At 34.3% G+C, this 22,993-nt stretch carries 18 protein-coding genes; 15 read left to right on the top strand and 3 right to left on the bottom strand.

All coding sequences use genetic code 11. The annotated features are described in order from the left end of the window. Positions 1-45: 45 nt before the first annotated feature. A complete protein-coding gene (locus DMB65_RS01255) occupies positions 46-357 on the bottom strand; it encodes a rhodanese-like domain-containing protein (RefSeq protein WP_110304855.1) in 312 nt (103 codons plus the stop codon). Positions 358-666: 309 nt separating this feature from the next. On the opposite strand from DMB65_RS01255, the gene DMB65_RS01250 reads away from it, so the two are divergent. The 6 genes from DMB65_RS01250 (at position 667) to DMB65_RS01215 (ending at position 10,085) form a co-directional block, all read left to right on the top strand. Beyond that, entirely contained in the window at positions 667-1,299 is a 633-nt protein-coding gene (locus tag DMB65_RS01250; protein WP_110304854.1) for a Crp/Fnr family transcriptional regulator, read from the top strand. A 233-nt stretch (positions 1,300-1,532) separates the two neighbouring features. Continuing rightward, positions 1,533-2,318 (top strand): sulfite exporter TauE/SafE family protein, encoded by a 786-nt coding sequence (locus DMB65_RS01245; protein ID WP_110305046.1) that lies wholly within the window; start codon positions 1,533-1,535, stop codon positions 2,316-2,318. 1,937 nt (positions 2,319-4,255) lie between these two features. Continuing rightward, positions 4,256-5,134, top strand: a complete 879-nt coding sequence (locus DMB65_RS01230; RefSeq protein ID WP_110304852.1) for a sensor histidine kinase — start codon at positions 4,256-4,258, stop codon at positions 5,132-5,134. A 5-nt stretch (positions 5,135-5,139) separates the two neighbouring features. After that, positions 5,140-5,790, top strand: coding sequence for a LytR/AlgR family response regulator transcription factor (locus DMB65_RS01225; protein ID WP_110304851.1), 651 nt, complete (start codon positions 5,140-5,142; stop codon positions 5,788-5,790). Positions 5,791-5,877: 87 nt separating this feature from the next. Beyond that, positions 5,878-7,227, top strand: coding sequence for a LamG-like jellyroll fold domain-containing protein (locus DMB65_RS01220; protein WP_110304850.1), 1,350 nt, complete (start codon positions 5,878-5,880; stop codon positions 7,225-7,227). 20 nt (positions 7,228-7,247) lie between these two features. Next, positions 7,248-10,085, top strand: a complete 2,838-nt coding sequence (locus DMB65_RS01215) for a LamG-like jellyroll fold domain-containing protein (RefSeq protein ID WP_110304849.1) — start codon at positions 7,248-7,250, stop codon at positions 10,083-10,085. A gap of 258 nt (positions 10,086-10,343) precedes the next feature. Here DMB65_RS01215 and cydB read toward each other — a convergent pair whose 3' ends face one another. Together cydB and DMB65_RS01205 are read right to left on the bottom strand one after the other, a co-directional pair. Beyond that, a complete protein-coding gene (cydB, locus tag DMB65_RS01210; RefSeq protein WP_110304848.1) occupies positions 10,344-11,420 on the bottom strand; it encodes a cytochrome d ubiquinol oxidase subunit II in 1,077 nt (358 codons plus the stop codon). Positions 11,421-11,422: 2 nt separating this feature from the next. Continuing rightward, complete coding sequence (locus DMB65_RS01205; RefSeq protein WP_110304847.1) at positions 11,423-12,769, bottom strand: cytochrome ubiquinol oxidase subunit I; 1,347 nt, start codon at positions 12,767-12,769, stop codon at positions 11,423-11,425. Between the two features lie 403 nt (positions 12,770-13,172). Between DMB65_RS01205 and DMB65_RS01200 the strand changes: the two genes are divergently transcribed. The 9 genes from DMB65_RS01200 to DMB65_RS01155 all read left to right on the top strand — a co-directional run bounded on the left by DMB65_RS01200 (position 13,173) and on the right by DMB65_RS01155 (position 22,943). After that, positions 13,173-14,591 carry an MBL fold metallo-hydrolase gene (locus DMB65_RS01200; protein ID WP_110304846.1) on the top strand — a complete coding sequence of 473 codons (1,419 nt, stop codon included), beginning with the start codon at positions 13,173-13,175 and terminating at the stop codon, positions 14,589-14,591. Between the two features lie 113 nt (positions 14,592-14,704). Next, complete coding sequence (locus DMB65_RS01195; protein ID WP_110305045.1) at positions 14,705-15,268, top strand: YeeE/YedE family protein; 564 nt, start codon at positions 14,705-14,707, stop codon at positions 15,266-15,268. A 10-nt stretch (positions 15,269-15,278) separates the two neighbouring features. Beyond that, entirely contained in the window at positions 15,279-15,755 is a 477-nt protein-coding gene (locus DMB65_RS01190) for a DUF6691 family protein (protein WP_110304845.1), read from the top strand. Between the two features lie 343 nt (positions 15,756-16,098). Further along, positions 16,099-17,676 carry a glycerol-3-phosphate dehydrogenase/oxidase gene (locus DMB65_RS01185; protein WP_110304844.1) on the top strand — a complete coding sequence of 526 codons (1,578 nt, stop codon included), beginning with the start codon at positions 16,099-16,101 and terminating at the stop codon, positions 17,674-17,676. A 382-nt stretch (positions 17,677-18,058) separates the two neighbouring features. After that, positions 18,059-18,514: a MarR family winged helix-turn-helix transcriptional regulator gene (locus DMB65_RS01175; RefSeq protein WP_110304842.1), complete on the top strand. Its 456-nt coding sequence runs from the start codon at positions 18,059-18,061 to the stop codon at positions 18,512-18,514. 12 nt (positions 18,515-18,526) lie between these two features. Then, positions 18,527-19,159, top strand: a complete 633-nt coding sequence (locus DMB65_RS01170) for an NAD(P)H-dependent oxidoreductase (protein ID WP_110304841.1) — start codon at positions 18,527-18,529, stop codon at positions 19,157-19,159. Between the two features lie 33 nt (positions 19,160-19,192). Next, the gene (locus DMB65_RS01165; RefSeq protein ID WP_110304840.1) at positions 19,193-19,759 is read left to right on the top strand and encodes a YceI family protein; all 567 of its coding nucleotides are present in this window, start codon (positions 19,193-19,195) and stop codon (positions 19,757-19,759) included. Positions 19,760-19,969: 210 nt separating this feature from the next. Further along, positions 19,970-21,247: a hypothetical protein gene (locus DMB65_RS01160; RefSeq protein WP_110304839.1), complete on the top strand. Its 1,278-nt coding sequence runs from the start codon at positions 19,970-19,972 to the stop codon at positions 21,245-21,247. A gap of 295 nt (positions 21,248-21,542) precedes the next feature. Beyond that, positions 21,543-22,943 (top strand): anthranilate synthase component I family protein, encoded by a 1,401-nt coding sequence (locus DMB65_RS01155; RefSeq protein ID WP_110304838.1) that lies wholly within the window; start codon positions 21,543-21,545, stop codon positions 22,941-22,943. Positions 22,944-22,993: the final 50 nt, after the last annotated feature.

The raw sequence follows: 22,993 nt of genomic DNA, 5'->3' as shown, positions 1-22,993 counted from the left end.
GTTTTTAAAAGAAAAAAGAGGCTTCTTTCGCCTCTCTTAGTCTTTTTATGGATTTACGATTTCACCTTCCCAATCCAGGATTCCACCAAGCAGATTATAGGCATTCTCAAAACCTAATTCATTCATAATCTGACATGCTTTTGCGCTTCTCGCCCCTGAACGGCAATACACGTAATAATTTTTATTTTTATCCAGTTCTTCTATTTCATAAATAAAAGCCTGGCCTTTATTTATGTCGATATTTACAGCGTTTTCAATATAGCCGTCATTAAACTCGTCTTCAGTTCTTACGTCAAGTATAACCGCATTTTCATCAGACTCTAATTGTGCAACCCAATCTTCTTGTGATAAATTCATAGTATTGTGTTTTTTGTAAAATTAAAAGTTTTTACTACATAAAATACGTTCAAAATACGTTTTCGATTATTATTCAGAGAAAACGTTTTAGAATAAGCATTATAATTAGTGTTTTACAAATTTACTCACTATTTTTAAAAAATCGTTCTTCAATTTCCATAGAAAATAGGATTTTTTCATTTCAGGAATTCTAATCTTAAAAATAGTTTTCTGACAATTGACGCATTCGAATCTATTATCTTTGTCGTAACTCTAACTTTTGTAAATCTTTTTTGTAAACTTATTTTATCTAATTTTTATTATTGATCGATGCAAAATTCATTAAAAACACTTTTTCCAAATTTCTCGGGTGAACTGATTAATACTATTGAAGAGAATGGAAGTCCTCAGGATTTCAAAACCGGAACCGTTTTGATGCGCACCGGACAATACATAAAAAATACAATTCTGATTATCGAAGGGAAAATCAAAATCTTCCGTGAAGACGAAGACGGAGGCGAATTTTTATTGTATTATCTGCATCCAGGGCAAGCCTGCGCCATTTCTATGATCTGTACCGCAAAAAGCGAAAAAAGCCAGATCATGGCCAAAGTTGTTGAAGATGTTTCGGTTATGATGATTCCGCTTCAGCTAATGGACAAATGGATGATGGAACACAGAACCTGGTACGAATTTGTAATCGAAACCTACCGAAGCCGTTTTGAAGAAGTCCTCGAAGTCGTTGACAATATCGCATTTCGATCTATGGATGAGCGCCTGGAATTTTATTTAAAACGGCATTCCGATTCCTGTGGCTGCAACGAAATAAAATTGTCACATCAGGAAATTGCAAACGAACTTAATACGTCTAGAGAAGTCGTTTCAAGACTGCTCAAAAAAATGGAACAGCGAGGTCTGGTCAAATTAAACCGAAACCAGATTGAACTTTTGAAAAAGAATTAAAACACGAATTTACTTTGTCAGTTCGCTTCGCTCGTGTCACTAATTTGCACTAATTCAACTGTCACATTGAGCAGAGTCAAGATGCTTGGCGGTTCTCGACTCGGCTCGAACTAACAGTGCTTATAAATAGTATTAGTAACAATTCGTAAAATTCATGTTTACTGTTCCATCTGTGATAAATGTTACTGTGGGTTTCCATTTTACAAAGCATCTTTGCTAAAAAAACAATAGCAATGGAATATATCGGTTATTTTGCATCCATCATCATTGGAATTTCACTGGGTTTAATTGGAGGAGGCGGTTCTATACTGACCATTCCTATTTTAGTGTATTTATTTAAAGTCAATCCTGAACAGGCCACTTCATATTCCTTGTTTATTGTAGGCTTGACCTCCATTTTTGGAAGTTACAACCATTACAAAATGGGCAACCTCAAACTCAAATCGGCGTTGTATTTTGCTATTCCTTCTGTGATCTCAATTTTAATCATCCGAGAAGTTATTTTCCCTCAGATTGCAGCTACCTTATTTTCTGTTGCCTCCTATTCGGTTTCGAAAGATTTCCTGATTATGATTGTCTTTTCTGTTTTAATGATTACTGCGGCAATTTCAATGATTCGAAAAACCCAGCCCGAAATAAAAGCCACCGAAACCAATTATATGCGATTAAGTTTAATAGGATTTGCCGTTGGAATTGTAAGTGGATTTCTGGGTGCCGGAGGCGGATTCTTAATTATTCCTGCTCTTTTATTTTTCGCCAAATTACCTATGAAACAGGCCGTAGGAACTTCATTGCTAATTATTACCATCAATTCCTTAATTGGTTTCACAGGCGATTTGTATATCGGAACACCAATAGAGTATCCTTTTTTACTCAGTATTTCGGCTATGGCACTCATCGGAATGTTAATAGGAAGCCAGCTTTCCAAAAAAATAGACGGAACAAAACTGAAGCCGCTTTTTGGGTGGTTTGTACTTGTTATGGGAGTTTATATTATTGCTAAAGAAGTTTTGTTTTAATTCTTTATAAAAAAGCTTTTAGCCCAAAAAGATTTTGGGCTAAAAACAGGACACATTTTATCTGGGGTTACATCAAATTTCCCCAAATTTTTGTTTATAACACCCAGACTCAACTTCTATCCTGCTTAAAAGCTTTTCTATTTATTTATTTTATAAAGTTCATTCCCATGCTTTATTTCATTATTTTTTTCTGATAGTGATAAAATAACCATACATCAAAGCAGCCATTATGAAAAACAAATCCTGTTGAATTCCAAATACATACATTTTCTTTTTTTCTTTATTTAAGCAGTATTTTTTATATTTCTTTCAAACTGAAAATACAGATATTGATCTATCTGCCTGCCTATCAGAAAACGATCATTTGATTCAATTTTAATTCTTGTTTCTTTTTGATAAATATCTTTTACATAAACAAAATATATAAACTCTGAAGCATTATGAAATCTTGCGATTATAATACAAGCGTAACATACAACTGTGGCAATAATACCGTATAAATTCATTATTTCAGTAAAATCATACAAAAATATACTACGGCTGTTACTGCAATAAAAGCAATGCTTTCAAGAAAATATTCTTTCTTTTTTCTTAGCAATCCAAGTTCTTTAATTTCATCAAAATTATACTGCCAGTTTTTTGATTTGTATTTAAATTTAATTGTATCGCTAAAAATTGTTATGAACATAATAAAATAAGAAATAAAAGTTTGAATAAAACATCTTTCTTAAGACAACTTCCGGAAAATCTTACGTGTGCAATATTACGCATTAACCTCTTTTTTTTTCTACAAATCAAATTATAAAATATAACTCGTAGTTGTAATTAAATACTTAAAAAAAACAAGCCTAATTACCTTAAATTTTATTCATATTTGCTAAAAATCGAGAATATCATCATGGCATTTGGTAAGGCTGGACTATCCGCTAAATTCCCTGCTAACAAAACCTACGGCTGAAAAGCGCTTTTTTCGTATAGGGAGATACCGGTGCTATCTCTAATGCGGTCAACTAATCATAATGTTTTTTATTACGTATCTGGAAAAGTCTGGAATGATCCATTTTTTTGAGAATTGAGAAACATCTAAAATTTAATTACAAACTAGAGAGGTTTAGTATGGAGTAGGTTTTACATGAGGAAAAATAATTTGAATAACCGGTATATTTTGCCTGTTCCAACAGATTAGATTTTGAAAAATCAGGCTATTTATAGTGCTTACAAATTGACTAAATTCAAGTATAAAAATAAATTACTATTTTTGCTTTTTAAGGTGGCCATAATATATACAAATACCACATGACAGATATAATTGCATTCTCTTCAAGCTTATTAGGTTTGTTTTTTCTAATATTGAATACCTTTTTATTTTTTAAAAATAAACAAGTACGTGAAAAAACTGAAAAAACTTTTTTGTGGTATCTATTTTCTCTTTGTATTGTAGAAATAATATGCCATCTGATAGGATTTTTATACTTTGGACAAAACTTTTTTGTATCGCACTTTTATTTTTATTTCCAACTATTATTTTTATCTATACTTTTCAAAAAATTAATTTCAAATACGATTTTGAAAAAAGTTATATGGACAGTTTTAATCGCACAAACCGTAATTTTAGCGTCAATGTATATAAAAGATCCAAATTCATTTTGGAACTTTAATAATTATGAAATTATTTCCATCTCTATAATTTTAATACTTTATGCGCTTTATTATATTATCTCCAATTTAGCAACCGAGCATCGTTATTTCAACTTTTCTATTGGTTTAATTCTATATTTTGCGTGTAGTGTCACGATTTTTTCTGTAGGCAATTTAGAATTAGTTTTATGTGAGGATCCTTTTATAGATATATGGATTTTTAATATTGTCTTCTATATTATTTTTCAAATCTTTATCTTTAAGGAGTATCTTTTTCTGAAATCAAAAAAACAAATGGAATGAACATTAAAGTGTTTCTAAAACCCATTTTGTTTATTTTTTATGCAGTCGTTTTTTTTAATACGTCGCTTGTTTTTTCTTTTCAAACAAAGAATTTTTCACTTCAAAACCCAAATGGTGATGTTACCACAATTGAAAAAACATTTCTAAATAAAAAGCAGCCTATTTCTGACCAGACGATAAATGAAGTAAAGAAAAGCCAAATTTTATTACTGGTTGTTGTTACTTTTTTTGTGAGTGGGTTTCTGTTCTTAATTTATCACTTAAAAAAAGTACGAATTATAAACCAGCAGTTAGAAAGTTATTCCAAACAAAACGAATTTTTAATTAGCGAAACCAATCATCGGGTCAATAATAATTTACAACTAATTTCATTACTTATAGCTGATACACTTCGTAAAAAGCAAGGGGACGAGAATAGAAATGATTTTGTCAAGCTTTTATCAAAAGTAGAAACTATTGCTTCTTTACATAGACATCTGTATCAAACAAAAACCAACAATGAAATTGACTTAAAGGAATATCTTCTGGAAGTAAAAAATAATTTTACAAGTTTAGAAGAAGATAAAGAATTTGAGATTACTTTTGAGATCGATTCGATTCAAATTCATTCTGATAATGCTATGTATATTGGTTTACTAGTTACCGAATTAATCATAAATTCGGTAAAACATGCCTTTGAAAAAAATCATGAAAAACGAATGAATTTAGAAATTAACAAAGAGAATAATTTCATTTCATTTGATTATAAAGACAATGGATTAAATTCGACAGATAAAAAAGTTAGTCCTAAATTAGTACTACAACTTTGTCAGCAATTAAAAGTCAACCCAACGATAGAAACTGCCAAAGGTTTCCATTTATATTTTAATTTATAGCCTTTATGCCTAAAATAGTAATTGTAGAAGACCAGGTTTTAATTGCAAATCATATAAAAAATATTTTAACAGATTGCGGTTATGCCTCTATTGAATTGGCTTTCAATTTAAATGATGCTACAATTACATTACATCACTTTTCTCCCGAAATTATTTTATTAGACATCAATGTAGAAGACCACGATACCGGAATTGAATGGGCAAAAATGAACCTAACTAATGAAAAAGTCATTTTCATTACGGGTCAAACGGAAATGGAAACCTTACAAAAGGCATTAAAAATTCAGCCTGTTGCCTATTTAACAAAACCTATAAAAAAAATCGATTTAATTGCTGCTATCGAAGTAGCAAGAGAACAATCCAAACCAAAATCAATCACTGTTAAAGATGGTTATAAGGATGTGAAAATTTTATTAGATTCTATTTTATTTATTAAAAGTGATAAAAATTATATCGATATTATAACCACTTCTAAAACCCATACCATTCGAACTACTTTAGATAATTTTCATAAAGAATTAGATGCTTCCACTTTTTACAAAGTCCATCGCTCATATATTGTAAATAAAGATAAAATTTCAATAAAATCCAGTTCGTTTGTAAAAATTGAACAGTATGAAATTCCTATTTCCAGAGAGATCGACTTCCGAATTTAGATTCGTCCACAAAGTTCTGCTGTTCGTCCCAAATTAAGACTTGAGGTGCTTTTTTGTGATAATTTTGGGTATTAAATACCACATTATATGAAACAAAAATACTTCATTACAGTTTTTCTGTCTTTACTATTTGGAATCACAAATGCGCAAAACAATGCATTACAAATGAGTAATGACAGTTATTTTAGTAGCTACAATAGAAACTCCTCTTTTTACAGTGATTATTACTTAAACAGTACTAGTTTTACTATCGAGTATGATTTTTATTTAAACGCATCAAATAATTACAATGCTCGATTTAGTTCCTTTGCCAGCAATGGGGTTGTTGCAAAACCTATCCATTTTTATGTGAATAATACAGGGGCTTCTGCCTTATTATTAGGAAACGGCACAACAGAAGAAGCGGTTCCTGGAATGCCAACTTTTAACGCACAACAGTGGTATCATATTGCCTTTGTCGTGACAAATTCAGGTACTAAAAATGTAAAGGTATATGTAAATGGAGTACCTACTATTGACTATAATTTTACTGCTACTTTAGATGGTTTTGACGGACTAACCGATATTAATCTTGGCGCCACCAGTTACAGTTCTACCACTAATACGGGGAATGCTAAATATGATAATTTCCGTATATGGTCTTCGGCAAGAACGACATCAGAAATAGCGAATAATTATGCTTCCTGTTTGGTTGGGAATGAACCTGGACTAGTGAGTTATTTTAATTTTGATGGATATAATGGCCGACGTATTGAAAACTTGTTTACCTATAGTCCTGAATATAGTATATTTTATATTTTTAATAACTATTCTTTCGTTTCAGGTAGTGGTTGTGCTATGCCTCCTTTATACGACCCTATCACCGTAACGGGTGATTTTAATGCAACTTTTTATTATGCAGATCAAATCAACGGAAAACCAAACTATAAAACAGATCGTGTGGATTGCGGTATCAATACCAGTCAAGCCCGATGTGCTAGTTCACCTTCATATTCAGAAATAATTTGGGAAAACAACCAATGGATAATACGCACTGGAGGTTGTGTTTGGGAGCTTGGAGAAGCTTGTGTTCCAGTGTCTTATTCGGGATTAGCTGTTGGTATTAATTCAAATGATACAACACTGCCTCCCTGTGCAGGATGGACTAGTAATGTTACTGTTTACACTACACACTGTACTACTTTAGCCACTACAAATCAAAAATTAGAAGAAAATATTTCCATTTACCCTAATCCAACCCCTAATATCTTGAATGTTGAAGTCAAAGAAAAGGTTACTATTCAGGTTTTTGATGTTATGGGTAAAATGATTTTGGTTAGAAATAATGTACTGGATTCAGAAAAAATAAACCTCACTAACTTTCCTAATGGGTTATATTTAGTAAAAGTAACCGATGCTACTGGAAACAATAAAAGTTATAAGATAATTAAAGAATAACTACATAATACGCCTTTTAAATGAAAAAAAATTACGCTTTTCTAATCGTAGTACTGTTATGTGGAATAACCACTGCGCTACATGCACAAAACAATGCACTCAATCTTGATGGAACGGCTAATTATGTAAGCATTCCTAATACCTATTCTATAAACAGTAGTGCCTTTACTGTCGAATTTGATTTTTATATGAATTCCTTACAGGATTATAATGGAGGGATTTCCTCAACCAATAATGCTGGCATCCCTCAACCCTTTGATTTCTATGTAAATAATCTGGGAGAAGCTAAACTGGCTTTAGGCAATGGTTCCCAATCTGACACTATTAATTTAACTACCTTAAATGCAGGGCAATGGTACCATATTGCTATAGTGGTAGGTGATGGAACTTTGAGAGTACAGATAAATGGCAACCTAACAACTCTTTCTTTTATAGGTAGTTCATTATCAAGCACTGGTAATATTAGAATTGGAGACCGTATGGATGGCGTAACAGACGCCAATGCAAAATTTGACAACGTTCGCATTTGGTCTGTAGCAAGAGCCTTTTCAGAAATACAAAATAACAGAAGTACCTGTTTAACTGGAAATGAAGCAGGCTTAGATATTTATTACACCTTTGAAAACATTTCCGGAAATACCGTTCCTGATATGGCTGGAAATAACGGCAGCCAAAATGGTACTATTACAGGTAGTTTTTCAAATACGGCTGGTACAGGTTGTACACCAATGGTTCCAGCTGCTCCCACAACAAATTATGCTACACAAATTTTTGCAGGCGACGACAAAACACTAGCCGATCTTCAAATTACTGGAAACAACATCAAATGGTATTATGAACCTCCAGGAAATTACTTACTATCCAACAATTATCCGTTATATGATAAATTAATGTACTATGCGACACAAACTGTAACAGGTGTAGAAAGTACAAATCGATTAGCCATACCCGTAAACAGAATTTCTAATGCTACACAAATTGTGCCTCCAGCCAGTACTGTTGCCAATTTAGTTGCTAATACGCTTACAGGCGCAACAGCACAATGGTTTACAACTCCGTCTGGCGGTAGTCCTTTAGCTAGTTCGGATGCCATTACTTCTGGAACTTATTATGTAGAACAAGTACTAACAACAGGTATAGAAACTCTTGGAAATGGGTTTAATTTACCTGCAGGAATTGCGATTGAAACTGATGGTAAAATTATAGTAGCAGATTATGCTAATAATTCAATAAAGCGCATGAATGTTGACGGTACTGATGTGATTACTTTAGGTTCAGGATTTTCTCTTCCGGTAGGAGTTGCCATACAAGCAGACGGTAAAATCATAGTAGCAGATACTGGTAATAATGCCGTTAAACGAATGAATGCCGATGGAACCAATATAGAAATAGTAGGTTCAGGTTTTAACCAACCAACAGGAGTTGCCCTACAAGCCGATGGTAAAATTGTAGTAGCAGATTATAATAATAATGCTATCAAAAGTATGAATGCCGATGGAACCAATATACTAACATTAGGTTCAGGGTTTAATTATCCTTCTGGTGTTGCCTTACAAGCGGATGGTAAAATTATCGTAACTGATTCTTATAATAATGCTATCAAACGTATGGATCCAGATGGTATGAATATCGCTACACTAGGTTCGGGATTTAATGAACCATATGGAGTTGTCGTGCAAGCCGATGGTAAAATTGTAATAGCTGATTATGGAAATAATGCCGTTAAACGTATGAATACCGATGGAACCAATATAATAACATTGGGTTCAGGGTTTTACCAACCAACCGGAGTTGCCTTACAAGCCGATGGTAAAATTATAGTGGCAGATTATAGTAATAATGTCATAAAACGCATCACTGAAGCCTCAACCAGTAACCGTGTAGCGGTACAAGTAGCCACTACAACAACCCCTGCTACTCATTTACATTTTGATGGTACTAATGATTACATTCCATTAACTCATTTTGAAAAACCAAACGAATTTACCATCGAGGCTTGGGTAAAAAATGATTATGACTCTGGTACTATTATCTGCTGGGGTAAAAACACCAATGATACCAGTCATACTAAATTACGTGTACATGATGGAGATGTAGATTTCTACACTTATGATAATGTCAATGATGTAAGTAGTACTATTTCATCTTCAATCCATATCAATAGTAACTGGCATCATATAGCCGTAGTAAAAAATGCAAATCCTACAAATAACCTTGAAATTTATGTGGATGGTGTTTTAGGAGCAACTGGTACCGTAAACATTAATATTACCTCAGATAATTTATTGATTGGGGGCAGAACCTATAATAATTCAGGTCCTTTTGAATTTTATGAAGGCGAACTAGATGAAATACGAATTTGGAATGTTGCCAGAACAGCTACTCAAATTAATGCGTCTAAAGACTGCGAATTACTTGGTAACGAAAATGGCTTACTAGCCTACTATAAATTCAATCAAGGATATGACCAAGCGAATAATACTGCTATTAGTACTTTGACCAACTCGGTTACTGGAGGTTCAAATGGTGTTTTGAATAACTTTAATCTTTATGGAACCAAATCAAATTGGTTAAACGGTTCTCCTATTACATCTGGAGTAACCTGTGCCAGCCTTGGAACTGATGATTTTCTAAGTTCGAATAATTTTCAAGTCTACCCAAATCCGTCATCAGGAATTTTTAACATACAAACTAAAGAAGATGGTTTATTGGAAGTGTATGATGTTACAGGTAGAAAAGTAACATCTCAAAAAGCAACTTCAGCAACTTCACAAGTCGATTTGTCTGGGTACAATAATGGGGTTTATTTCCTGAAAACTAATCAAGGAACAACAAAGTTGATTAAAAAAGGCTTATAGTTTTTCTTATAAAAGCCAATTACTAAAAGACTAAAAAGCGCAAGGAGGTGTATTTCTTCTTGCGCTTTTTTTGGTTGGCTTTCTTTTTAATGAATAATACCATTTTTGAATAAATAACAGTCTAATTTTATTGAAAAAAAACTAAATCCACAAACTCTGTAATTACAGTTTCTTCTATTGGGTCTAGCCCTATTTTGAGCTCTTCCCTTGTATTGTATATAATTATGCTCTATTTTTTGAGTAGAATATTAAAATACTTTAATGCTCCCCATACCCAACATCATCCATCTTTCCGCTAAAAACATGATACTGAATAATAAAATACACAATCACCAGAAACAAAGCCACAAAAAACCAGCTCAGACCGGCATTGAGTCCGTATTCGCCGGCAGCAGTATTGTAAATCGTAAGCGAAGGATTTACCTTATTGGTAGACGGCAGAACATTTGGGAAAATCGAAACGGCTGTTGAAGCAAATCCGCCAACAAGAAATAAGGTAGAAAATATAAAAGCCTGTCCGTCTTTTTTAAAAGTCCGCACTTTGAACAATCCTAAAATTCCAACAAAAGTCATTACAGGAAAAAACCATAAAATTGGATTTTCGACAAAATTATGAAATGGTTTCGGTTCAATAAAATGCCAGATCTGAAGTGAAATAATCACTAAAACCAACAAAGCAATATTCAGTTTAAAAACTAAGTTTTTAAGTTTTTCGTTTAAGGAAGAATTCGTTTTATAAATAATCCAGTTCGCACCGTGAATCATCAATGCGACAACACTTACGATTCCCAAAAACAAAGTAAACCAATCGATAATTCCCAATTGATCTGCCTGCGGGCTAAAAGTCGGATTCCATAAAGGAAGAAAAAAATAATGTGGCTCCTGCGTAGAAACACCGTTTTCTACCATTCCGAGATTTACTCCGCGAACGATATTTCCCAAAGCAATTCCGAAGAACAAAGCCAGAAGCAGACTTGCAATCCCGAAAGCCTTATCCCAAATGGCTTCCCACATGTGATGATGCACCTGACCACGCATTTCCAGACCAATAGCACGGAAAATCAACAGCCATAAAATCATAATCAGGGGCAAATAAAAACCACTGAAAGACGACGCGTACAAAGTTGGAAAAGCAAAAAACAAAACCCCTCCGGCTGCAATCAGCCAGACTTCATTGGCATCCCAAAACGGACCAATCGAGTTTGTAATGACTTTTTTATCTCTTTCAGTTTCCGCAAAAAACAAGTGAATAATTCCTGCCCCAAAATCGTAGCCGTCCAACACAATATAAACGGCAAGGATTCCCATTAAAACTACATACCAAAAAAATTCCATACCTATATTTTTTCTGTTGAAAGTTCCACATAATGCGGCCCTTTATTGATAATTTTTCCAATTAAAAGCAAAAACAGCATACCAAGCAATAGATACAATCCGATAAAACCCAGTAAAGTAAACAAGGTATTTCCGGATGAAACCGTTGGCGAAGCACCGGAAGCCGTTCGCATTAAATTATAAACCAGCCACGGCTGTCTTCCTAATTCTGCGGTGTACCATCCTGTAGTGTTAGCGATATAAGGGAATGGCATCATAAACATCAGCGACCATAAAAGCCATTTGGTTTCAAACAATTTCCCTCTGATTAACTGAAAAAGTGAAATAATCATTAATCCAATAAAAACAGTTCCGAGCCCTACCATAATATGATAGGCATAATACAATCCTGAAATATTGGTTGGATGCAAATCCGCTTCAAACTGATCCAGTCCTTTAATTTCCTGATCCCAGTTGCCGTAAGTCAGGAAGCTCAGGATATTAGGAACGGCGATTTTATTATCCAGTTTTTTATCTTTTACATCCGGCTGACCGATTAAAACAATTTCAGAACCTTTTTTCTCGGTATGAAAAATCCCTTCCATTCCGGCAAAAGTTACGGGCTGGTATTTTACAACGTTTTTAGCTAATAAATCTCCCGTTGGCACTGCTACAACAATACTCGAAATCAATCCAAAGATTACTCCGGTTTTCAAGAACAATTTCCCAAAAGAAACATTCTTTCTGCTTAAAATATAAAATGCGCCAATTCCGGCAACGACAAATGAACTCGTTATCATAGAAGCTGCCTGATTGTGCAGATAAGAAGGCCACAACCACGGATTTAAAAATAATGCCTGAAAATTATTTAAGACAAATTTTCCGTTTTCCAGAATTTCATAACCTACAGGATTCTGCATCCACGAATGGGTTGCTATGATTAAAAATCCACTGGCCCATGAGCCAATCATAATTAATAATCCGGTTACAAAATGCCATTTATGCCCAAGAAGTTTTTCGCCAAATAAAAATATTCCTAAAAAGGACGATTCCAGAAAAAAAGAGAACATCCCTTCCATCGCCAGTGTCTGCCCTATAATTCCTCCTGTCAATTCAGAGAATTTGGCCCAGTTGGTTCCAAACTGAAATTCCATCGGAATACCGGTTACAACACCCATAGCAAAATTCAGGGCAAAAATCTTCATCCAAAAATGAGTAGCGTGATTGTAGTGTTCATTGTTCGTTTTTAAATATTTCCACTTAAAGTACACAATGATGAGCGAAAGCCCCATTGTAAGCTGTGGAAAAAGATAGTGAAAGGTAATGGTGAAGGCAAATTGCATTCGGTCATAAAAGAGCATTTCTTCCATAAGGTAATTTGTTTATGAAGTTCCACAAATTTACCCATTAAAACCCAAACAGCTATCCTGCCAAAGCAGTTTATTTGTAAAGTTTTGAACCACATACGTGATATAAGTACATTTAAGTTTGTTGCGCTTAGTTTCTTTTAAAACAGAGGAGAAACAGAAATTTATGTTATAATAAATAAAGAGTTTAAAAGAAACTCCTTTACACACATAGTTATGTGAATTGATGATGAGTAAAACAACTTTTTTTAACGTTTTCAAAATCCGCATATCTACTTGAAAGATAAATCTTATATTATTTTATTTCGATTTTTCATCTAAAAAAAACAAATTTCTGTAACATTAGTCACTTACATTGCTCCAAAACAAATATACCTTTGTTATACAATTATTTATTACGAAAATCATGAAAATTGAACAAATTTATACCGGATGCCTCGCACAAGGTGCGTACTATATTACTTCAAATGGAGAAGCTGCCATTATTGATCCGCTTCGGGAAATCCAGCCTTATCTGGATCGTTTAGAGCGCGATGGCGTAAAACTGAAATATATTTTTGAAACGCATTTCCATGCTGATTTCGTTTCCGGTCATGTCGATTTAAGCAAAGAAACTCAGGCTCCAATCGTGTATGGACCAAATGCGACCTGTGAATTTGACTGTATTTCTGCGAAAGACGGGCAGGAATTCAAAATTGGAAAAATTACCATAAAAGTCCTTCACACACCCGGGCATACTATGGAAAGTACTACTTTTTTACTGATTGACGAAAACGGAAAAGATCACGCTATTTTCTCCGGAGATACATTATTTATTGGCGATGTCGGTCGTCCAGATTTGGCACAAAAAGCAGCAGGAATGACTCAGGATCAGTTAGCCGGAATTTTATTTCATTCGTTAAGAGATAAAATCATGACTTTGTCTGATGATGTCATCGTGTATCCTGCACACGGTGCGGGAAGCGCCTGCGGAAAAAACATGAGCAAAGAAACGATTTCGACTATTGGGAATCAAAAAGCTACTAATTATGCTTTGCGTGCTAATATGACCGAAGCCGAATTTATCAAAGAGGTTACAGATGGTCTACTGCCTCCCCCAGCCTATTTTGGCATGAATGTCGCCATGAATAAAAATGGTTACGAAAGCTTTGAAACAGTTTTGCATAACGGAATGAAAGCTATTGACGTTAAAGATTTTGAAGCTGTCACCAAAGATACCGGAGCTTTGATTCTGGATACCAGAAATGCAGTTGATTTCAGTAAAGGATTTATTCCGCAATCCATTAATATCGGAATCAATGGCGATTTTGCTCCCTGGGTGGGAACTTTGATTGCCAATGTAAAACAGCCTATCATTTTAGTGACTGAAGCTGGTCTGGAAGAAGAAACTGTTACCCGTTTAAGCCGTGTAGGTTTTGATACGATCATCGGACATTTGGACGGCGGTTTTGAAGCCTGGCAAAAAGCGGGTTTCGAAACAGATGCTGTAAACCGAATTTCAGCAGCACAATTTGCATCTGAATTTAAAACTGAAAACAATAAAGTAATTGACGTTCGCAAAGAAACAGAATACGAAGCAGAACATATTGAAAACGCTTATAGCAAACCACTTGCCTACATTAATGACTGGGTAAAAGATATCGAACCAAAAGAGCATTTTTACCTGCACTGTGCCGGTGGATACCGTAGCATGATTGCAGCTTCTATCTTGCAAGCTCGCGGTTTCAGAAATTTTACCGAAATAGAAGGTGGTTTTGGGGCAATTGCAAAAACCAATATCCCAAAATCCGATTTTGTTTGCCAGAGTAAGGTTTTGAAAGCATAAACATTAAACAACAATTCATCATATAAGTTTTTTAAGTTAATATTAGTTTAACTCCTATTTTCTTTCATACCTTATATGGTGAAAAACATTTTAATTATAAAATAAACATGAGTATACTAGAAATTATAAAAGAACCTTGGCCGTGGTACATTGCAGGTCCGTTAATCGGATTAACTGTACCTATATTATTAATTATCGGAAATAAATCTTTTGGGATCAGTTCTTCACTAAGGCATATTTGTGCCGCCTGCATTCCATCCAACATTTCATTCTTTAAATACGACTGGAAAAAAGAAAGCTGGAATTTATTTTTCATCTTCGGAATTTTCCTTGGCGGGATCATTGCTGCTTATTTTTTATCCAATCCAAACCAAGTTGAGATTACACCACAACTTTCAGCACAACTAGCCAGTTACGGAATCGCAGACCATTCCGGATTATTACCAAAAGAACTTTTCTCCTGGGAAAGCTTATTCACCATCCGTGGATTTATCATGATTGTCGCAGGCGGATTTTTAGTCGGTTTCGGAACCCGTTATGCCGGCGGATGTACCAGCGGTCATGCCATTATGGGATTATCTAACCTGCAGTGGCCTTCATTGGTAGCCACAATCTGCTTTATGATTGGCGGTTTTATCATGGCAAATTTACTTCTGCCTCATATTCTTTCACTTTAAAACTTCAAAAATGAATTTAGAAAATAAAATTACTGACACTAAAGGAAAAAACAGTAGCTTATTAAAAGATTCCGGCTTTTCAAATTTCAAATATTTAATTGTCGGAATCTTTTTCGGGATCGTATTTGTAAAAGCCGAAATCATCAGTTGGTTTCGCATTCAGGAAATGTTTCAACTGCAGTCTTTCTTCATGTATGGCGTAATTGGAAGCGCAATTGTAGTCGGAATAATTTCAATTCAATTAATTAAAAAATTGAATATCAAAACCATTCAGGGCGAGAAAATAGAAATCCAGCCCAAGACTTTTAACAAAGGGCAAATTTATGGTGGGTTATTATTTGGTTTTGGATGGGCAATTACTGGAGCTTGCCCGGGACCACTATTTGCTCAAATAGGAACCGGCGTTACTGTAATTGTAGTTACTTTATTAAGTGCTATTGCAGGAACCTGGGTTTATGGATTGATTAAAGACAAACTGCCACATTAAAATTTGTTTCAAGTTTCAAATTGACATAAGAAGACCCGGCAAATTTTTAAAATCTGTCGGGTTTACTTTTTTATCTAAAATCCTAAAATTAATCCGGGCGTGCCACCATCTAAAAAAAGGCCTGAAATTCATTGCGCTCATGAGGCCTTTTCTTAAATGCTGTCGGGCTATCCAGGCTACTTCGGTAGCTTCTTTCTATCCCTCACGCGCAATATCGATACTAAGATCAATATAATAGCACATTTTTTTCACATACAATTATAAATTCCGCAGGCTGTTTTTAGTTTCATTTTGTTAAGTTTGTCTTTGAACAGCCCTCCGTAAAACAAGCCTGAAAAACAATATGAATCGCTCAGAACAATTATCAAAACTACAAAACACAGAAAATTGGGACGTAATAATAATAGGCGGAGGAGCAAGCGGCCTCGGAACTGCTCTTGATGCTTCCAGCAGAGGTTATAAAACCATTTTATTCGAAGGAATTGATTTTGCAAAAGGAACATCCAGCAGAAGTACAAAACTCGTTCATGGCGGCGTGCGCTATCTCGAACAAGGAAATATACATTTGGTCAGGGAAGCCTTAAAAGAAAGAGGTTTACTCGCTCAAAACGCAGGTCACTTAGTCAAAAATCAATCTTTTGTCATTCCAAATTACAATTGGTGGGGAGGCTATTTTTATACTCTCGGACTCAAGATTTATGATCTATTGGCTGGTCGCTTAAGTTTAGGTACTTCAAAATACATTTCAAAACAGAAAACAGTCGAAATGCTTCCTAATGTGCAGAAAACCGGTTTGGTAAATGGTGTTATTTATCATGACGGCCAATTTGATGATTCCCGTTTAGCTATTAATCTTGCTCAGACTGCTATTGAAAATGGAGCCTGTGTACTGAATTATTCAAAAGTGGTTAATTTATTAAAGAACGAGAAAGGAATTCTTATTGGTGTTCAGGTAACCGATCAGGAAACCGGAAATAAATATGATGCAAAAGGATCTGTGATAATAAATGCAACTGGCGTTTTCACTAATGCGATCATGAAACTAAACGACAACGTTTATAAAAAGTATATCGTTCCAAGTCAGGGAATACATCTCGTGTTTGATCCATCTTTTTTACCTGGTGATCACGCCCTGATGATTCCAAAAACCAAAGACGGAAGGGTTTTATTTGCTGTTCCGTGGCATAATCGTGTTGTTGTTGGCACAACAGATACCTTAATCAAAAGCCATAGCTTAGAACCAATTGCTTTAGAAAACGAAATTCAGTTTATACTTGAAACAGCCCAGCGATTTTTAGCAAAAAAACCTACCAGAGCCGATGTTTTATCAGTTTTTGCAGGTTTACGTCCGTTAGCAGCACCTAAAGAAGAAGGAAAAAGTACCAAAGAAGTTTCGAGAAGCCATAAAATTCTCGTTTCAAAAACCGGCTTAATTACCATTACAGGAGGAAAATGGACCACTTACAGAAAAATAGCAGAGGATATTATTGATAAGGCAATCAGTACAGGTAAACTGCCAAAAAAAATGTGTGTTACAGAACATCTTTCTATACACGGAAACAAATCTACTACCACTTTTGATCGTGAAAATCACTTATATATTTATGGTTCTGATATTCCGAAAATAATCGAATTACAAAATAACGAACCTCATTTGAACGAAAAACTGCACCCTGATCACGAATTCACTATGGCAGAAGTTGTCTGGGCTATTCGCTATGAAATGGCAAGAACTGTCGATGATGTACTGGCAAGACGTGTCCGTTTATTATTTTTAGATGCCAGAGCAGCAATTGAGTGTTCAGAAAAAACAGCAAGACTGATTGCCAAAGAACTTGGACATGATGAGACCTGGGTAACTAAAGAAATTTCAAATTTCAGGTCCATTTCCAAAGGTTTTCTTTTATCAGAATATCAATAAGCCGTATTAAAATAAACACTTTGGTGTAATTAGTTTTTGATGATAATTTTTTTCGGCTGTTCGTAATTTTCGATTGAAAGTTGTATCGGAAACAGAAAAATTTTCTTTGAAAAGGTTCCCTACCATTTTTTGTTTCTTTTCTCTGCCCGAAAATATTCGAGCTGACGTTTTTGAATCCTTGCACCCGACAGGTTACCATTAAGTTAATTATTACAAAATCAATGTTTTAAAAAATAAAATTCATTAATTTCATAGAGTTGAAATTCCAGTTTTTATTGAATAATCGCAAAACTCGCATCTTAACAAAAGATTAACATAAACATTTGTATATACAACAATTAAAAGATATACATTTGTATATACAAATTATACACTTACAACTATGACGATTGAAGAAGTTATAAAAAGCACAGTTAAGATGGATAATGCGAAAAAAGTTATTCTGAATATCATGTACACGCAAAATGTGCTTCAGGATCATTTCAACGAGTTGATAAAACCGTATGATCTGTCCGGAGAACAGTATAATGTACTACGGATATTAAGAGGACAAAAAGGGAATCCTGCTAATATGTGTGTAATACAGGAACGTATGCTGGCTAAAACCAGCAACACAACACGATTAGTTGACAAGTTATTACTAAAAGACTATGTTACCAGAAATGTATGTCCGGATAATCGTCGAAAAATTGAAGTCCTGATTACCCAGAAAGGATTGGACGTTTTAAAAGAATTAGACCCGAAAATAGATGCACACGAGCGTGAATTTGCTGCCAATATAAGCCCGGAAGAATTAGAATTATTAAATCAATTATTAGAAAAATACAGAACCCAATAAAATTAAATATTTATGAGTACATTTTTAGAAAGTCAGAATTGGAGATATGCAACAAAACAATTTGATGCTACAAAAAAAATCTCTACTGAAGATTTAAATACACTTAAAGAAGTTGTTAGACTTAGCCCTTCTTCATACGGATTACAGCCTTATAAAGTTGTTATCGTTGAAAATCCGGAATTGAGAGAACAGTTAAAAGCTGCTGCTTACGGACAAACCCAAATCACAGATGCCTCTCACCTGTTTATTTTTGCAAATGATCTTAACCTTGATGCAAAATCAGTTGAGGCATACATTAAAAACATCAGCGAAACCAGAGGTGTTCCTACAGATGCTTTGGGCGGCTTTAGCGATATGATGAATAATGTCATTTCTAACTTATCAAATGAAGCTAAAAACAACTGGACAGCAAAACAAACTTATATCGCTTTAGGAAATTTATTGGGTGCTGCTGCCGAATTAAAAATTGATACTACACCAATGGAAGGTTTCAATCCAGCCGCTTTCAATGAAATTTTAGGTTTCGACAAATTAGGCTTAAACGCTGCTGTTATTGCTGCCATCGGGTACAGACATACTGAAGATGAGGCACAGCATTACAAAAAAGTCAGAAAACCACAAGAAGATTTTTTTATCACATTATAAATTATTAATAAACAATCAAAATCATTTTACAACATGAAAAATTTAAAAACAATTGCAATAGCATTATTCGTAGCAGTAGCTGGTGTTTCAGTAAACGCACAAACTAAAAAAATCGACGTAAAAGCGAGTACTATCAAATGGGTAGGTAAAAAAGTAACAGGAGAGCACTCCGGAACTGTAAACTTCAAAGAGGGAGCTGTAGTATTAAAAGGAAAAAAATTAGTTGGAGGTAGTTTTACTGTTGACATGACTTCTTTAACATCAACTGATTTGACAGGAGAATACCAAGGAAAATTAAACGGTCACTTAAAAGCTGATGATTTCTTTGGAACTGAAAAATATCCAACTGCAACCTTAGTAATCAAAACTATCGGAACTAAATCTAAAGATCTTTACACTGCAACTGCAGATTTAACTATCAAAGGAATTACTAAACCGGTAACTTTTGACATCGCTGTAAACGAAAATACTGCCACTACTGTATTTAAAGTTGACAGAACTAAATACGATATCAAATACGGTTCAGGAAGTTTCTTTGATGGTTTAGGAGACAAAACAATCAAAGACGAATTTGAATTGGCTGTTTCTTTGAAATTCTAAATTTCAACAAACTTTTTTCAGGAAACCTCAACAAATAAAATTGTTGGGGTTTCTTTTTTTTTTAATATCAACAGAAAACAAAATAGTAACGTTCTTAAAGTTATACTAACACTATGATAATATGATAGGATGATTTGATTAACATTCTGCTTCTAATTTTGGCTTCGTTAAGAAACAATAAATCAAAAACTAGAAATCAAAATTATAGTTATGAAAACTAAAATTCACATTATCATTATAACATTATTCAGCACTTTCTTTCTTCAGGCACAACAACAAAAAGGAATCATCGGAGCATCAAACTGGATGAATAACTGGACTAATTTTAAGCCAGCTGCAGTTGAATACAACGAAGCTACAAATATCATTGCCGGAACGATCGATAAAGACACAAAACTTACCAAACGGAATACTTATCAGTTAGTTGGTGTTGTTTACGTGACCAATAATGCTGTGCTTACAATCGAGCCCGGAACTGTTATCAGGGGCGATGACAAAACCTGCGGAACATTAGTAATTACAAATGGTGCAAAAATTATAGCTGAAGGCCTAGAAACAGACCCCATAATTTTTACTTCAAATAAAGAAACTACTGAAAGAAGACCAGGTGACTGGGGCGGAATTATAATCATGGGAAAAGCTCCTATCAGTAAACTAGGCGGTATAGCTACTTTACCATTTAACCTCGACGAAATGGTGAATCATTACGGAGGTCAGGATGCAGAAGATAATTCAGGAATCCTGAAATATGTACGCATTGAATTTTCAGGCAGAAAATTAAGCGCTTTAAAAGAACTTAACGGACTTTCACTGGCTGGTGTCGGGAGAAAAACAGTTTTAAACAACATCCAAATTAGTTATTCTAATGATGATTCTTTTGAATGTTATGGAGGCGATCTGAATCTGAATAACTTAATTTCATACCGAACTACAGACGATGACTTTGATTTTACTCAGGGAGCTCAAATCAATATCATTAACAGTATTGCTATCCGCCATCCTTTTTCATCAGACATTTCAGGATCCAGATGTTTCGAAGTAGATTCATACGACAAAATTGAAAATACGGACATGACTAAAAAAATGACCAAAATAAATGCCAGTAATATCACACTGGTAAATCTGGAAGAAAATAATCAGGGACTGGTTCGTGAATCTGCTCACATTGGAGAAAATACTTTTTTCAATTTAACCAATAGCGTTGTTTCCGGGTTCACACCTTTCATCCTTTTGAATGGAAATATTGGAACTGATAACGAAAATTTATCAAAAGTTACAGTAAAAAACGTGATAGTTAACAATTGTAACGGGGAAATTATGAGCGAATCTTCAAGCAATAATACTGCAATTAAAAATTGGTACAGCAATCCTGAATTTGCAATAGAAACCACAAAAATAAAAAGCAGCGAACTGTTCCTGACCCCTAATATTAAAGGAAATCCAGACTTTAGAATAAAACTCAACAATACAGTTGCAAGTGGCAAATAAGCAGCTAAAACAACCTGCCCTTTTACATATTTAACAAATTTATAAATTAAGGAAAGTTTTTTTTTGCTTTTGACCCATTTTAATTCAAATTACATTTATATATTTGCAGTATCAAAATAATTTTATGAAAATTACAATGAACAATACTTGGTGGTGGAAGAATTTACGTCAAACGTCGTGAACAAAGCTTCCTATGGTATTGTAAACTATAAATATAAAAGGCTTGTCATCACGACAGGCCTTTTTTTTTGTCCAGAACTTTAGCAAATAATTAAAAACTAAAAAACAACATACATTGAAACCTTTTATACTCAACACGCACTACAAACAAATTCTGGCAGACACGATTACGCCGGTTAGTGTTTATTTTAAAATAAGAGATAAATTCCCTAATAGCTTATTACTGGAAAGTAGTGATTATCACGGAAATGACAATAGCTTCTCTTACATCTGCTGTAATCCGATTGCAACGATTAAAATCGAAAACGAAGTTATTACGAAAAATTTCCCTGACGGAACATCGCAGCAAATCAACATTGATGCAGCAACAAATATCCCACAGGTAATTCAGGAATTTTCAGGCCAGTTCAAATCGGAGAAAAACGATTTTAAATTCATCAATAATGGTTTGTTTGGATACATTTCTTACGATGCTGTCCGTTATTTCGAAAAAGTTGAAATTGCTAAAAAAGATAACGCTACTTTAATTCCGGATGTTTTTTATGCGGTGTATCAAAACATTATTGCCATCAATCACTTTAAAAACGAGGCCTATATTTTTTGTCACAGCCTGGACGGAAAAAATAATATCTCAGAAATTGAACAATTATTACAATCCAGAAATATAGCGTCTTATAAATTCTCAAAAGAAGGCGAAGGTTTCTCTAACCTGACCGATGATGAATTTAAACACAATGTGGCTTTAGCCAAAAAACACTGTTTTCGTGGAGACGTTTTCCAATTGGTTTTATCACGTCGCTTTACACAAGGTTTCAAAGGTGATGAATTCAATGTGTATCGTGCTTTACGAAGCATTAATCCATCTCCGTACTTATTCTTTTTTGATTATGGTGATTTTAAAATATTTGGTTCTTCACCTGAAGCCCAGATTATTGTAAAAAACAGAAAAGCAGAAATTCATCCAATTGCCGGAACTTTCAGAAGAACGGGGAATGATGAAAAAGATGCCGAATTAGCGAAAAAATTATCCGAAGACAAAAAAGAAAACAGCGAACACGTAATGCTGGTAGATTTGGCAAGAAACGATTTAAGCCGAAATGGGCATGAAGTAAATGTAGAAAGATACAGAGAAGTTCAGTTTTTCTCACATGTTATTCACCTGGTTTCAAAAGTTACAGGACATTTACACGATAAAGCGACAACGATGCAGGTGGTTGCCGATACTTTTCCGGCAGGAACTTTAAGCGGTGCACCAAAACACAGAGCGATGCAATTGATTGAAGATTATGAAAAAACAAACCGTAATTTCTACGGAGGTGCCATTGGCTTTATGGATTTTGATGGGAATTTCAATCATGCGATTATGATTCGGACTTTCCTTTCAAAAAACCATCAATTACATTGTCAGGCCGGAGCAGGAATCGTTGCAAGCTCTGACGAAGAAAGCGAAATGCAGGAAGTTTATAATAAGTTAAGAGCATTGAATACGGCTTTAGAAATGGCTGAGAAAATATAAATAGTATTCAGTTTTCAGTTACAGTTCTCAGTTGCAGAACCTGAAACCTG

Origin of the sequence: Flavobacterium cheongpyeongense (genome assembly GCF_003202435.1) — a bacterium.
GTDB classification, from domain to species: domain Bacteria; phylum Bacteroidota; class Bacteroidia; order Flavobacteriales; family Flavobacteriaceae; genus Flavobacterium; species Flavobacterium cheongpyeongense.
Note: the sequence above shows the minus strand (reverse complement) of the source record. Positions and strands in the feature narration are given on the sequence as shown.

What these genes read in the sequence shown, in the direction of transcription:
- DMB65_RS01255 (WP_110304855.1), bottom strand. Translation starts at nt 357, where the DNA reads ATGAATTTATCACAAGAAGATTGGGTTGCACAATTAGAGTCTGATGAA.
- DMB65_RS01250 (WP_110304854.1), top strand. Translation starts at nt 667, where the DNA reads ATGCAAAATTCATTAAAAACACTTTTTCCAAATTTCTCGGGTGAACTG.
- DMB65_RS01245 (WP_110305046.1), top strand. Translation starts at nt 1,533, where the DNA reads ATGGAATATATCGGTTATTTTGCATCCATCATCATTGGAATTTCACTG.
- DMB65_RS01230 (WP_110304852.1), top strand. Translation starts at nt 4,256, where the DNA reads ATGAACATTAAAGTGTTTCTAAAACCCATTTTGTTTATTTTTTATGCA.
- DMB65_RS01225 (WP_110304851.1), top strand. Translation starts at nt 5,140, where the DNA reads ATGCCTAAAATAGTAATTGTAGAAGACCAGGTTTTAATTGCAAATCAT.
- DMB65_RS01220 (WP_110304850.1), top strand. Translation starts at nt 5,878, where the DNA reads ATGAAACAAAAATACTTCATTACAGTTTTTCTGTCTTTACTATTTGGA.
- DMB65_RS01215 (WP_110304849.1), top strand. Translation starts at nt 7,248, where the DNA reads ATGAAAAAAAATTACGCTTTTCTAATCGTAGTACTGTTATGTGGAATA.
- cydB (WP_110304848.1), bottom strand. Translation starts at nt 11,420, where the DNA reads ATGGAATTTTTTTGGTATGTAGTTTTAATGGGAATCCTTGCCGTTTAT.
- DMB65_RS01205 (WP_110304847.1), bottom strand. Translation starts at nt 12,769, where the DNA reads ATGGAAGAAATGCTCTTTTATGACCGAATGCAATTTGCCTTCACCATT.
- DMB65_RS01200 (WP_110304846.1), top strand. Translation starts at nt 13,173, where the DNA reads ATGAAAATTGAACAAATTTATACCGGATGCCTCGCACAAGGTGCGTAC.
- DMB65_RS01190 (WP_110304845.1), top strand. Translation starts at nt 15,279, where the DNA reads ATGAATTTAGAAAATAAAATTACTGACACTAAAGGAAAAAACAGTAGC.
- DMB65_RS01185 (WP_110304844.1), top strand. Translation starts at nt 16,099, where the DNA reads ATGAATCGCTCAGAACAATTATCAAAACTACAAAACACAGAAAATTGG.
- DMB65_RS01175 (WP_110304842.1), top strand. Translation starts at nt 18,059, where the DNA reads ATGACGATTGAAGAAGTTATAAAAAGCACAGTTAAGATGGATAATGCG.
- DMB65_RS01170 (WP_110304841.1), top strand. Translation starts at nt 18,527, where the DNA reads ATGAGTACATTTTTAGAAAGTCAGAATTGGAGATATGCAACAAAACAA.
- DMB65_RS01165 (WP_110304840.1), top strand. Translation starts at nt 19,193, where the DNA reads ATGAAAAATTTAAAAACAATTGCAATAGCATTATTCGTAGCAGTAGCT.
- DMB65_RS01160 (WP_110304839.1), top strand. Translation starts at nt 19,970, where the DNA reads ATGAAAACTAAAATTCACATTATCATTATAACATTATTCAGCACTTTC.